At 36.9% G+C, this 13,651-nt stretch carries 12 protein-coding genes; 3 read left to right on the forward strand and 9 right to left on the reverse strand.

Annotated features, from left to right (window positions below; translation table 11 throughout):
• Positions 1 to 513 (forward strand): hypothetical protein, encoded by a 513-nt coding sequence (locus BAZ10_RS04935; protein WP_245803757.1) that lies wholly within the window; start codon positions 1 to 3, stop codon positions 511 to 513.
• Between the two features lie 61 nt (positions 514 to 574).
• On the forward strand, positions 575 to 2,986 hold the full coding sequence (locus tag BAZ10_RS04940) for a glycoside hydrolase family 3 N-terminal domain-containing protein (RefSeq protein ID WP_245803758.1): 2,412 nt from the start codon (positions 575 to 577) through the stop codon (positions 2,984 to 2,986).
• A 157-nt stretch (positions 2,987 to 3,143) separates the two neighbouring features.
• Here BAZ10_RS04940 and BAZ10_RS04945 read toward each other — a convergent pair whose 3' ends face one another.
• The 3 genes from BAZ10_RS04945 to BAZ10_RS04955 are packed head-to-tail and all read right to left on the reverse strand — an operon-like array spanning position 3,144 to position 5,641.
• Positions 3,144 to 4,091 carry a transketolase family protein gene (locus BAZ10_RS04945; protein WP_078402679.1) on the reverse strand — a complete coding sequence of 316 codons (948 nt, stop codon included), beginning with the start codon at positions 4,089 to 4,091 and terminating at the stop codon, positions 3,144 to 3,146.
• A 17-nt stretch (positions 4,092 to 4,108) separates the two neighbouring features.
• Positions 4,109 to 4,960 carry a transketolase gene (locus BAZ10_RS04950; RefSeq protein WP_059323024.1) on the reverse strand — a complete coding sequence of 284 codons (852 nt, stop codon included), beginning with the start codon at positions 4,958 to 4,960 and terminating at the stop codon, positions 4,109 to 4,111.
• Positions 4,961 to 5,017: 57 nt separating this feature from the next.
• On the reverse strand, positions 5,018 to 5,641 hold the full coding sequence (locus tag BAZ10_RS04955) for a hypothetical protein (protein WP_078771119.1): 624 nt from the start codon (positions 5,639 to 5,641) through the stop codon (positions 5,018 to 5,020).
• Between the two features lie 172 nt (positions 5,642 to 5,813).
• Between BAZ10_RS04955 and BAZ10_RS04960 the strand changes: the two genes are divergently transcribed.
• On the forward strand, positions 5,814 to 6,878 hold the full coding sequence (locus tag BAZ10_RS04960; protein WP_078771120.1) for a peptide-N-glycosidase F-related protein: 1,065 nt from the start codon (positions 5,814 to 5,816) through the stop codon (positions 6,876 to 6,878).
• A gap of 321 nt (positions 6,879 to 7,199) precedes the next feature.
• On the opposite strand, the gene BAZ10_RS04965 is transcribed toward BAZ10_RS04960, so the two are convergent.
• The 6 genes from BAZ10_RS04965 to BAZ10_RS04990 form a co-directional block, all read right to left on the reverse strand.
• Positions 7,200 to 7,610, reverse strand: a complete 411-nt coding sequence (locus BAZ10_RS04965) for a nuclear transport factor 2 family protein (protein ID WP_078771121.1) — start codon at positions 7,608 to 7,610, stop codon at positions 7,200 to 7,202.
• A 10-nt stretch (positions 7,611 to 7,620) separates the two neighbouring features.
• Positions 7,621 to 8,145, reverse strand: a complete 525-nt coding sequence (locus BAZ10_RS04970) for a TetR/AcrR family transcriptional regulator (RefSeq protein ID WP_078771122.1) — start codon at positions 8,143 to 8,145, stop codon at positions 7,621 to 7,623.
• 103 nt (positions 8,146 to 8,248) lie between these two features.
• Positions 8,249 to 9,541, reverse strand: a complete 1,293-nt coding sequence (locus BAZ10_RS04975; RefSeq protein WP_078771123.1) for a glycosyltransferase family protein — start codon at positions 9,539 to 9,541, stop codon at positions 8,249 to 8,251.
• Between the two features lie 225 nt (positions 9,542 to 9,766).
• On the reverse strand, positions 9,767 to 12,298 hold the full coding sequence (locus tag BAZ10_RS04980) for a YfhO family protein (protein ID WP_078771124.1): 2,532 nt from the start codon (positions 12,296 to 12,298) through the stop codon (positions 9,767 to 9,769).
• 73 nt (positions 12,299 to 12,371) lie between these two features.
• A complete protein-coding gene (locus BAZ10_RS04985) occupies positions 12,372 to 12,602 on the reverse strand; it encodes a hypothetical protein (RefSeq protein ID WP_045183787.1) in 231 nt (76 codons plus the stop codon).
• Between the two features lie 10 nt (positions 12,603 to 12,612).
• On the reverse strand, positions 12,613 to 13,641 hold the full coding sequence (locus tag BAZ10_RS04990; protein ID WP_078771125.1) for a DUF6263 family protein: 1,029 nt from the start codon (positions 13,639 to 13,641) through the stop codon (positions 12,613 to 12,615).
• Between the last annotated feature and the right edge of the window lie 10 nt (positions 13,642 to 13,651).

Consider the following 13,651-nt stretch of genomic DNA (forward strand, 5'->3'; position numbering starts at 1 on the left):
ATGAATGTATTCGACAGATATCAGTTTAGGGAAAATGGCAGCGAAATCAGCTTTATGCCCAATTACAATTTTCTTCGCACTTTAGTATGGTGGCTGGTGCTTGGAATTGTTGCTGCCCCTGTTATCTATCTTTGTATGGATTATATGTCGCGGGATAATTTTCTTATAGCTCTTATAGTATGGGTACTTTATATGGTCTATTTTGTCTTCGGCTTAATATTCAGAATTCCTGTAAAATACATTTTTTATAAATCTGAAAAGAGTATTTACCGAAAAAATATTATCAACAGGAAGATTATGAATTTCGATGAAATGACTTATTTTGTAAAAGATGAAAGTGGAGGTTATTGTTATGCAATCGGGAAAAAGAAAAAGCAATTTATAAAGAATTACAGAGTAAGTAATTACTTTTCCAATTCAAAATCCTCGCAAAAAATAGAAGACGAATACTTAGAAAATATACTATTTCCTATATTGAAACTAGTAGGAATAGTAGTTGAGAATGAAAAATGATTTTACGAAAGTAAAATCATTTTTTTATGGAAACTTGTATAACTTTGTGAAAACTAATAACATGAATATCAATAAAAGCATATTGACACTACCTTTGCTGGCAGTGTCCTTTTTAGGCTTAGCACAAAAGTTGAAAGTTTATCATAAAGACTGGATAGACTTTAACAAAAACGGGAAGAAGGATATCTTTGAAGACAGAAAAGCTCCTATCGATAAAAGAGTTGAAAACCTGCTTTCCCAAATGACCCTGCAGGAAAAAGCCAACCAGACGGTAACCCTCTACGGATACGGAAGAATTTTAAAAGATGAGCAGCCAACACCTCAATGGAAAAATGAAATCTGGGTGCATGGGCTTGCTAATATCGATGAAATGCTAAACAGCCTTCCTTATCACAAAAGCGCTGTTACAAAATATTCTTATCCTTACAGTAACCATACCGAGGCACTCAATAATATCCAAAAATGGTTTATAGAAGAAACGAGACTCGGAATTCCTGTTGATTTTACCAACGAAGGTATACACGGTCTCACTCATGACAGAGCGACGCCATTTCCCGCACCTATTAATATCGGGAGTACATGGGATAAAGATCTGGTCGGAAGAATCGGAAATACTATAGGAAAAGAAGCTTATTATCTGGGATATACAAATGTATATGCTCCTATATTAGATATTTCAAGAGATCCGCGCTGGGGCAGGGTTGTAGAGACTTACGGCGAGGATCCGTTTATGATAGGGGAATATGGAAAACGTATGGTAAAGGGAATTCAGCAAAATGGAGTGGCCTCTACGCTCAAGCATTATGCTGTTTATTCTGTACCCAAAGGCGGAAGAGATGGCCTTGCCAGAACTGACCCGCATGTAGCGCCCAGAGAAATGCATACAATGTATCTCTATCCGTTTAAAGAAGTGATTCGTAAAGAACATCCGTTGGGAGTAATGGCGAGCTATAACGATTATGACGGTGTACCATTAATTAGCAGCAAATATTTTTTAACAGATCTGCTGCGCAAAGAATATGGATTCGATGGTTATGTAGTATCAGACAGTGATGCATTGGAATTTTTACATAGTAAACACCATGTAGCAAAAGACTATGAAGAGGGTATTCAGAAAGCACTGGAAGCAGGACTGGATGTCCGGACTAATTTTTCACAGCCAAAAGAATACATCACACCACTTATGGATGCTCTGAAATCTGGGAAAATAAAAGAAGAAGTACTAAATGAAAGGGTAAGGGCTGTCCTAAAAACAAAGTTTAAACTGGGCTTATTTGATGAGCCTATCCGGAGCTTTGCTAAAGAAGCCGATCGTAAAGTGCATACAAATGAGGATGAGGCGCTTTCTGTAGATGTTAACCGTCGTTCTGTTGTCTTACTTAAAAATGAAAAGCAAACATTACCTTTTGATGCAGGAAAAATAAAAAATATTTTGATTACGGGTCCATTGGCAGATGGAGTGAATTACACCACGAGCCGTTACGGACCATCTAATAATCCTGTGATGACAATTCGGAAGGGAATTGAGGATTATGCTTCACTTCATCATATCAATACTTCGTATACCAAAGGCGTAGACGTTATTGACGAAGGATGGCCAGAAACAGAAATTATTCCTGTTGAACCTACAGAAAAAGAAAAGTCTGAAATAGCCAAAACAATAAGTATGGCGGAAAAATCAGATGTTATAGTAGCTGTAATGGGGGAAAGTGAAAGAGAAGTTGGTGAGAGCAGATCGCGAAGCAGCTTGAATCTTCCGGGAAAACAGACTTACTTTCTACAGCAATTATATAAAACAGGGAAACCTATAGTTTTGGTTCTTGTGAACGGAAGACCTCTTACTATAAACTGGGAAAACAAGTACCTGCCCACCATTTTGGAAACGTGGTTTCTGGGACCGCAAAGCGGGAAAATAGTTGCAGAAACTTTGTTTGGTGAAAACAATCCCGGTGGAAAATTGTCCATATCTTTCCCTAAATCGATTGGTCAGTTAGAAATGAATTTTCCAACGAAGCCTGCGGCACAGGCAGGGCAGCCCGGTACCGGGCCAAATGGCTCGGGTAGCAGCAGAGTTACAGGATTTTTATATCCGTTTGGTTATGGTCTTAGCTATACCAATTTTGAGTTTACCGACTTTTCTCTATCTTCAAAAAAAATAAAAGCCGGGGATGAATTGCATGTGAAACTAAAAGTAACCAATACTGGTAAAGTAAAGGGAGATGAAGTTGTACAATTGTACCTTTCGGATTTGGTATCTTCAGTTACAACCTACGAAATGGATCTTAGAGGATTTGAGAGAGTAACTCTGGAGCCAGGAGAAACAAAGGAAGTACAATTTACTCTCAACAAAGAACACATGCAGCTGCTTAATGATAAAATGGAGTGGGTTGTAGAGCCAGGAGAATTTCGTATAAGTGTAGGAAACTCTTCGGAGAATATTAAGTTTAAAGAAATATTTGACGTTGAAGATTAATCTGCACTATAAGCAGTGTGATAACTGGTTTAACCAAAAAATCTTTTCAAAGTTAATGCTTGATGTTATACTTTCTTTGACAAGGTTGAATAAGTTAATCCTGCTTCACAAAAAAGGCCGGAAAATATCCGGCCTTTTAGTATTTATAAGATTTTGATTATCTGTTCAGAATTCTTTTTACAGCTTCTTTTACAGCTTCAGAATCAATTTTATATTTCTTCATTAGTTCTGCAGGTGTTGCAGATTCTCCGAAGCTATCGTTTACAGCAACAAACTCTTGTGGAGTAGGTCTTCTTCTTGCAAGCATACCTGCAACAGACTCTCCTAAACCTCCAAGGTAGTTGTGCTCTTCAGCAGTAACAAGTTTACCTGTTTTTTCTACTGACTTCAGGATGATTTCTTCATCTAAAGGTTTAATTGTGTGAATATTGATTACCTCACAAGAAATACCTTCTTTCTCTAATTCGTCAGCAGCAACAAGAGATTCCCATACAAGGTGACCTGTAGCTACGATAGTTACATCTTTACCTTCCTGTAGAAGAATTCCTTTACCAATTTCGAAAGGCATATCTTCCGGAATGAATACCGGAACAGTTGGTCTACCGAAACGAAGGTATACAGGACCTTCATAATCAGCAATAGCAATAGTTGCAGCCTTTGTCTGGTTGTAGTCACATGGGTTGATTACTACCATACCTGGTAACATTTTCATCATCCCGATGTCTTCTAAAACCTGGTGAGTAGCACCATCTTCTCCTAATGTAAGACCAGCATGCGAAGCACAGATTTTTACATTTTTTCCGGAGTATGCAATAGACTGACGGATTTGATCATATACTCTGGATGTAGAGAAGTTAGCGAAAGTTCCGGTAAAAGGAATTTTTCCGTTAATTGTTAAACCAGCTGCAATACCCATCATGTTAGCCTCGGCAATACCTATCTGGAAAAATCTTTCCGGAGCTTTCTCGATGAATTTTTCCATCTTCAGAGAGCCGATAAGGTCAGCGCATAAAGCAACTACATTTGGGTTTTTATCTGCAAGTTCAGCAAGCCCTGCTCCAAAGCCTGAACGTGTATCTTTTTTTTCTGTATAGGTGAATTTCATTTTTTTGTTTTGAAGAATTAATAGTCTGCTACCTCGTCTAATTGTAACTGATCCAAAGCTTTGGCTAGTTGCTCATCATTAGGAGCTTTTCCATGCCATGCGTGCGATCCCATCATATAGTCTACTCCGGCACCCATTTCTGTGTGTAAAAGAATAACAACAGGTTTTCCTTTTCCTGTTTCTTCTTTTGCTCTGCCCAGGATTCCGATTACTGACTCCAGGTTGTTACCGTTTTTCTCTTCCAGAACTTCCCATCCGAAAGCTTCTAACTTAGCGTGAAGATTACCAAGGCTTAATACATCATCTGTATCACCATCAATTTGTCTTCCGTTATAATCTATTGTAGCAATAATATTATCTACTTTCTTAGCAGCAGCATACATGAAAGCTTCCCATACCTGTCCTTCCTGAAGCTCACCATCTCCGTGTAATGTATAAACAAGAGCTTTATCACCATCTAATTTCTTACCCTGTGCAGCACCGATAGCTACAGAAAGTCCCTGTCCTAATGAACCGGAAGCGATTCTGATACCAGGTAAACCTTCATGAGTTGTAGGGTGGCCCTGTAATCTTGAATTTAATTTTCTGAAAGTATTCAGCTCTTCAACAGGGAAGAAGTCGAATCTTGCTAGTGTACTATAATATACAGGAGAAATATGTCCGTTGGACAAAAAGAAAAGATCTTCTCCTTTCCCTTCCATAGTAAATGGTAACTTGTAGTTCATCACTTTACCGTATAATGCAGTAAAAAACTCAGTACAACCTAAAGAACCTCCAGGGTGACCACTGTTTACAGCATGAACCATACGTACAATATCTCGGCGGATTTGTGTAGCGATGTTGCTTAATTCATCAATACTCTTAGTCATAATTAAATTTATTTCCGAGCAAAAATAAGGAAATTATATGGTTTTTGAGGAATGAGATTAGTCGTCTTCAATTTTTATTTTTCCAATATTTGCAGCTTTATATCCTATAGTCTGTATACAAGCCTTACCTGTACAATGATAAGCCTGAAGAGATTTGTCCTTTATACTCCCTATTATAATATATGGAATACGTTGTGATTGCTCGTCCGAATGGATACCTGCGAGAATAAAACGATCGTTGTCTATCCATACAGCATCCTCTATCCATGCCGAGGATCCCATAAAGTAGATCCGGGAACTTTTGTGATTTTGCATATCCCCAAGGTCTACCTGCGAGTCTATGTCGTATGCTGCTATATATTTCTTTTTCTTTTCATCATAATAGACAGAGGAACTGTACAAATCGATAAAATGTTTTTTATCCGGAGAGAAAATCAGCAGGTTCTTATAGTTTTTTACGAATGCAGTAAATTCTCTGACAGGCTGATCTTCCTGAGAAATATTATCAAATCCGAAATTATTATGTGCTTTGAAATTTTGAACAGAAAACCCCGGAATAGAGGCTTTCCATGTTTTGAGTTGCTGGTCGAAAATCTTTCGGAAATCAGATAAATCCTGCGGTACTTTTTGTGCAAAAACAAAAGAACTTAGTAGTACAAAAATGATCAGGTAATTTTTCATCCATATATATTTAACTAAAAGTAATAAAAATGGAAGATCTGTACTGAGTATTGTAAAGATTTTATAATTTGATTAAAAATGAATCTTTGTTAATAAATCGGGGTTTAATTTGACTTTTAAAACCATTTCTTAAATAAATACACTATATTCGTATAACAAATCGCAATAAATTATGAGAAAACTACTAATTTTTAGTATATCTGCCTACTTAATGGCAGGTATCGTTTCGTGTAAAGGTATAGACAGCGCCACACCTGTAATAGAAGATCGCTTAGCTCTTAATGCAGTAAATGCCCAATCGGATAACACTGTAAATATTAAAACATTCGACAAAGTAAAAAATGCCTTTGGCGAAGGACTATCCCAAAGTGCCGAAGGAACCTTTACATTTCCGGCTGATGTAACAATAATAAAGACGATTAAGATGTTTATTAAAAATGAATGTCCTAACAAGACTTGTGATGAATGGGATCGTTATGCCAATGTTTATGTAAAAAATAAAACAACAGGAGAATGGTATGAAATAGGACGCTTTATTACTCCATATTGGGTGGGTACGGAAAAATTACCTCGTGGACTGGAAATTGATGTTACCGATTTCAAATCTTTACTGTCCGGAAATACAGAACTTAAAATTTATACAGAGACATGGCTTGCCAAAGGAAGAGAATACAGTGTAGACTTTGATATTGTATATGGTACACCGGATTATAAATATTCGGCAGTAGTACCTGTAATCCAATATAACAAATCATCCATTGATGGTGTTCCTTATGGTAAGGCACATACACTGGCTCTGAAAAAGAATATTCAGTTACCGACAAACACGGAAAAAGCTTATCTTAGAACTACTATTTCCGGATGGGGACATGCCAAACCATATGATGCGGGTAGCAGAGGCTGTGCAGAATGGTGCTTCAGAACGCATACTATAGCGATAAATAACGCAAATACTTTCCAGCATCAGTTGGGTGCTTTAGGATGTTCAGCCAATCCTATTAATAATCAGAGTCCGGGAAATTGGGCTCCTGACAGAGCAGGGTGGTGTCCGGGAATGGCAGTACCAACACGTATAGATGTATTGAATAACTCATTATTGGGTGGTACTTTCAGTTATGAATATAAGTTCCAGAACTGGATAAATAACGGAACCAATGGAGATGCTTTTTATGCAATTTCCAGTTTTGTAATTGCAAAAAGTAATACACCTATTACTGCTCCGGTAGTTACAAACTAAAAAATAGGATATATTCATTTATAGATAAAACCGCCTTGGCAAGGAATCAATTACTTTTCGGGTACTTGAAAAGCACCCCGCAGATGAAAATCTGCGGGGTGTATGTTTTTAGAGCCTGTTTAAATTTTGATTAAAAAATATTAGATTTCGATAGTTCGTCAAGCTCACTATAAACTCAGCCTGACACTTCTAAGAGGAAGATATATTGGACGAGCAATGTCACTCTGAGTTAAGTCTATAGTGAGCTTGACGAACTATCGAAGAGTATTAACAATAAAATTTAAGCAGGCTCTTAGTATTTATGAAAGTATTTTACCAGAATTACAAATATCTTTCTTCAGCTGATATTTCCATATCGTTTATGCTTGCATATCTTTTCTTCATCAGTCCGTTTTCATCAAACTCCCAATTCTCATTTCCATAGGCACGAAACCATTTCCCTTCTTTATTTCTGTATTCGTATTCAAATCTTACAGCGATCCGGTCTTCTGTATGAGCCCAATATTCTTTTTTCAGTTTATAATCCAGTTCATTTTCCCATTTCTGAGTAAGGAACTGTACAATTTCTTTTCGGCCGTTTATAAACAAATGTCTGTTTCTCCACTCACTATCCGGAGTATAGGCGAATGATACTTTTTCAGGATCTTGTGAATTCCATGCATCCTCTGCCATTTGTATTTTTTGTTTCGCTGTTTCCAATGTAAATGGCGGTACAGGTATTTTCTTTTCCATTGTGTATATTTTAGATAAGGTTATCAATTATATTTTGTGAAGTTTTGATCAATTCATTGGAACGAAATAGCTGACTTTCTATAATAGAACTTTCAAACAAGAGGTAGATGTGATCTGTCTTTATTTTATCATCAAGCTGATCTCTGAAAAAATCCCGGAGATCCTGTTTATGATTCTGGATTATTTGTAAAATAGCTGCTTTGTCTGTAGGGATCTCCGACAATAGATTGAGAAAGCTGCATCCTCTGAAGTTCTCCTTTTCATTCATTGCTATTAAAAAATCGAATGTTGATAAAATTTTTTGCTTAGGCTCCGAAGATTTTGAAACAAACTTTTGTAGCTCACCAAACCAATAATCGTGGCGGCTGTTTAAAAATGCAGCGCAGAGATCGTCCTTGGATTTAAAATGCTGATAAAAACTTGCCTTTGCAACCTTTGCTTCGCTGATAATCTGGTTAATTCCTGTACTATTATATCCCTGTTGGTGAAATAATATTGTTGCTGTATCCAGAATCCGTTCACGAGGTGAATTCATATCTTATCATTTTGTACAACAAATGTAGTTTAAATAAAATGAACAGACAAGTCTGTCTATTTATTTTATAAACTTTTCAATCCAAAGATTTCAGGCTATTCTATTAAACTATTGAATTCAGAAGGCTGGCCAGATTTGTTGTAAGATTTCTTCTTGAAAACTGCATCAGGTTTTCAGAATTCTGATTAACAGTATTATTCCTCCAGTTGTTATAATTTTGGAGAACAAATGATCTTATAGCTTCATGATCCTGGTAGGTAAAGTGATCACCTGCTTTAGTTTCATTCAGGATTTTTTCGACATCTGCCTTTTCCGGTCCTACAGAGAGAATAGGATTTTGTGTAGCCAGGTATTCAAATATTTTCCCCGGAATAATTCCGGCTGATTCTTGTTTTGGGAAATTAGTAATAAGCAACATATCTGCATTTTCCATTTCCTTTACGGATTGTTCATGCGGAATATATCCAACAAGGTTCAGGTTATCTTTTAAGGGAGAACTTTGTAGATTTTCTAATATAATATCATCCACACGTCCTACAAATCGGAGTTCAAAATTTTGTGCAAAATCAGAATCTTCCTGAACGATATCGGATAAAACCTTCCATAGATTTTCAGGATTTCTTAGCTGTTCCAAAACACCGATATATGACAGTGTGAACTTTGAATTTTTAACGGACTTTTTATTGAACTCTTCTTTATCAAATCCATTAGTAATACAAGCAGAGTTAGCACCAGCTTTTCTAAAGTTTTCAGCATCGCCATAGCTGGTAGCCAAAGTAATATCAGCATTCTGAAAAACTTCTTTTTCCAGCTTTCGGTGCTTCTGATCTGCCCATGAAGTCAGTTTCAGGTGTTTGTAATATGAAATTTCCGTCCAGGGATCACGAAAGTCTGCAATCCATTTAATAGCCGGAAAGTATTTTTTCAGACCTTTTCCTATCAAGTGAAGACTATGAGGAGGGCCTGTCGTTACAATAACATCTACAGGATTGGCTTCAAGGTATTTTTTCAGAAAAGAAATTGATGGGTTAACCCAAAATTTTCGGGCATCCGGAATAAAGAAATTACCACGAACAAAAATAGAAAGCTTAGATTTCCACGACTGGTTTTTTCCTACATCGAATTGTCCTGCTTTAAATTTTTTATTCTTCTTATTCAGCTTTTCAGCAAGCTGATAAGGCTCCCAGATTTTGTTCTGTATGATCTGTATATTCTTTGGAACATCTTTTACCAGACTTTCGTCCAGTAAAGGATAAGACGGATTCTCCGGTGTATAAATAATGGGCTCCCACTTGTTCTCCGGAAGATATTTGGCAAACTTTAGCCAACGCTGTACACCAGGTCCACCAGCAGGAGGCCAGTAATAAGTAATGATAAGAATTTTTTTCTGCTTCATAATTTTAACCGCATAGGTGGCAAAATAAAAAGTATATACTCAGAGCCTGAATTTATTAACCACATAGAAACATAGTTTTTATAATGTAAATGAAGGTTTCCCAGACACTAATTTAGAGTACATAGCTAATGTGTAAAATTCATTTTCTATGCAGACTTTCATTTATCCAATAACCTGACTATGTATCTATGTGGTTTATTAAAATTTAAATATACCTATAATGGTTTATTTTTCACTTTTCGTAGTTTGTTGTTCTTTACGCTGATAAAACCAAAAACCTAATGCAGCTAATAAAATGAATAGACCTGCTGAGGCCAGTGAAATAGTTTTTCCTTTCTGGATAACTTCCGGTTCAAAAGCCATTCTAATCTCATGCTTTCCGGCAGGAACATGAACTGCACGTAGAAGATAATCTGCTTTTATATAGTCAGTTTCCTTTCCGTCGATATAGAATTTCCATCCATGTGGATAATAGATCTCAGACATTACTGCTAATTGAGGAGTTGCAGATGAGGTTTGATATACGATCTCGTTTGGCTGGTATGTTTTAACCGCAATCTTTGCAGCAGGATCAGCCTGAAGAGTTTTTCCGTTAAGATACTTCTCATCTTCTTTTCCGACAACAGCCACCTTTTTATTATCAACTTTAGAAATAAGATCAATTTCTTCGTTTGGAGTACCCGCTATTTTTACTTCACTTACAAACCATGCAGGTCCGTTTGCAAAAGGGTTTTCCTTTGGTTGTATTCCTGTTTTATCTGCCACTAATACATATTTGGTATTAAGCATATTCAGAATATTTGGATCTCCACCACCATTGAAATACTTGTTGATAAGGTCGTCGTAACGTCTAAGTTTTGCGGCACTATAGCCACCTACAGAACTTACGAAGTATGAAGTATTGGTTTCATTGAATGGTCCTAGTAGTGTATTGAAAACTCTGTAATGACTTTTATCTGCTTTAGAAATGCTTTCCAGAGCCTGATTAACAGGAGCTTGTTGTAAGAGACCTTCGATATAAGAATTACCATTGGATTTTGCCAGATAGCTTTCAGAAGCTTCAGTAATAAATGGATTTCTTGCGAACATTTTATCCGCAAAATTATCGTTGTTCAGGTAGCGCTTGTTTACTGTCCAAAGGTCAAATAAACTTATCACACCGATAATAATTAATGCGATATTCTGATTCAGTTTTTGTTTCATTACCATAAACATTGCCCCAGCTGTAATCAATACATATAATATTGCTTTTATAGCATCGGTACGGAACATGGAATATCTTTCACCAACTAAATAATCCAGAAGATAAGATGGTAAATACTGTCCTTCTAAATCTGTATGGAAACCAAGAATAGTTTTACCAAAAAGAATTAAAATTAATGTGATCCCGACAACACTTCCTGTAGTGTAGGTAAGAACTTTCTGTTTATATTCAGCTGTTAACTTTTCATCTGTAAAGAAACGGTATAGCCCGATAATAGCAATAAAAGGGAAAAGTAGTTCTACTACAACCAGAATTGAAGACGGGGCTCTGAATTTATTATATACCGGTACATTGTCTATAAAGAAATCTGTTAGCGGCATAAAGTTGCTTCCCCATGCCAACATAATGGTCAGCACTGATGCGCCGAGAATCCACCATCTGTATTTAGGCCATGCAAAGAAAAAACCTAGTATAGCCAAAAATACCACAACAGCACCCTGATATGCAGGACCTGAAGTTCCTGGTTGATCTCCCCAGTAAGTAAGACTTCCGGTAAGACCTTTCATCATATTATTAACTTCTTCCTGAGAGGTTGCGTTTTCCTGTACCAGTTGCTGAAGTTTTTCGGTCATTTTATCACTTCCTTCTTCCTGGCTAGCACCACCCATTAATCTTGGGATAAACAGGTTTAACGTTTCAGTAACTCCGTAGCTCCACATGGTAATGCTCTCTTTGTCCATACCCTGTACATCTTTCTGCCCGCCGGAAGATTTTAGAATTTGCTTCCCACGAACAGTCTCTTTAACGTATTCAGCATTGGACAGCATCCTCTGGCTGTTCATCCCTAAGCCTAATACCATTGCAATGCCCACAACAGCTGTGGAGATAAAGAAATGTTTATAGTCCTTAGTCTTCAGAATAGCGCGAAGGAGTTCCGAAAGGAAAAAGAAACCCAGAGCAATAAAAAGATAATAGGTCATCTGCGGGTGATTGGCCATGATTTGTAAAGCCATAAACAATGTAGTGGCTACAAATCCCCAGAAGTAATTTCTTCGGATATAGACCAGAAGAATAGAGGCTACTAAAGGCGCAAAGTAGGCTATTGTATGTACCTTACCATTATGCCCTGCAGCTATAATAATACAGAAATACGTAGAAAGTCCAAAGAATGTAGCCCCCAGAAGAGCATACTTCCAGTTGCGCAGTGCAACCATTCCCAAAAAGAAAAAGCCTGAAAAAAGCAGAAACAGATAATTGGCAGGCTTTGGAAGGAACATCAGTAGATCATCTACTTTTTTTACGATGTCTCCACTGAACTTTGCACCTGTCTGATAGGTAGGCATACCTCCAAACATAGCATCACTCCAGTAGGTTTCGTTGCCTGTTTTAGCACGGTATTCCAGCATTTCCTGTGCACCACCTCTGTAGTGAACAATATCAGGCTGGATAAGCTCTTTACCTGTTAAAATAGGATTGGCATAGAATACAGCCATCAGTATAAATAACACTAGGCTGATACCAATAAAAATACTATTCCTGTTGCTTATTTTCATTCGTATATTTTTGTTTATGGCTTTGCCACTGATTCTTTGTTTAATAGAACACTTATAATCTATCTGCTATAAATTATTTGCGTGTTTCATCTTTAATTTCTTCGTATTCTACAGTTTCTGCATCCCAGTTAAGATTTTGTTTATTCTTTTGCTGAGACTGGTCTTCTTGTTTTTTTTGTTTTTCGGACGCTTGTTGTCCGGTCATCCCCTGATAAAATGGCTGAAAAAATATTCTTTTCAGGATATTCCATACAAAGAAAATGATGATTACAATTAGAATGAATTCAAACAAATATTTGAACATTGCTTTTTGCTTAAGGGTTTATTTTAGTTGTTGAAACATTTTTCTGCGTTGCAGATTGCGTTTGTTTTCCGTCGCTTAAAGTTTGCGATTGGGTAGAGGTCATTGTAAGAGCAGATGATTTCATCCATCCGGTTTGAGTATCAAGCTTCAAAGATCCGTTTTGTATTCCCTGAAGACTGATTGTTTGGGTAACACCGTTTTGAGACTGCTTATCTGTCTTTTTAGGAATTCCGCCTTGTACAGTAATTTCAGCTACACCATTTTCTACTTTTGCTAAAGTAAAAGTTGTGGAGCTTTTTAGTTTTCCGTCCGGGCTTAGGTTATTGCTTTCAGTAAAGCTCTGACCAACTTTTAACCCTTTTTCAGGGAAAAGGTTGATATTGGTTTTGAATTGTGCTTTCAAAGCTTCCTGATTAAACCCTTGCTTAAATCCTTCATTCAGTGCTTTACGCTGGTTAGCATCTTTTACAGCACTGTTTACTGCAGTATTCACTTTAGCATAAATAGGCTCGAATCCTTCGAAAGAAATAATTTTTCCGGTTTCACTCATTTTCATTTTCAGAGTGTTCCCCATTAGAGCTTTATTTACTTTCCAAAAGATTTTCAGATTTTCATTTTTGGGCTCAGCTCCGTTTGTGTCAACGCTAAGTGTCTGTCCCTGAACCGATCCTGTTTGTTTTTTAGAGATAAAATGTACATCCATATCATAAACTCCTTTGTCGAAGTTTGTTACTGTGAAAGTCATATCATCCGTAGTCTCATTGGTATTAGATTGAGTTTTGTCACCCATTGTCATGCTCTGAACATCTTTTTGTGACAAAACAAAAGGATAAGCTTTTCCTTTCTCTAATTTATATTTAAGGGTATAAACGCCGGCAGAATCAGAAATAGCAGGCTTTACCTCTGCTTTTACTTCTGGTGAAGTTTCAGTTGTTGTTTCCGTTTTACTCCCCTCGGTTTTAGTTTCAGTCGTTTTTCCTTCCTTTTTACATGCAATTAGCGATAAACTTATTGCTGCAAAAGCTAATACTTTCTTCATTTCTTTGTAG

Source organism: Elizabethkingia occulta, assembly GCF_002023715.1.
GTDB lineage: Bacteria > Bacteroidota > Bacteroidia > Flavobacteriales > Weeksellaceae > Elizabethkingia > Elizabethkingia occulta.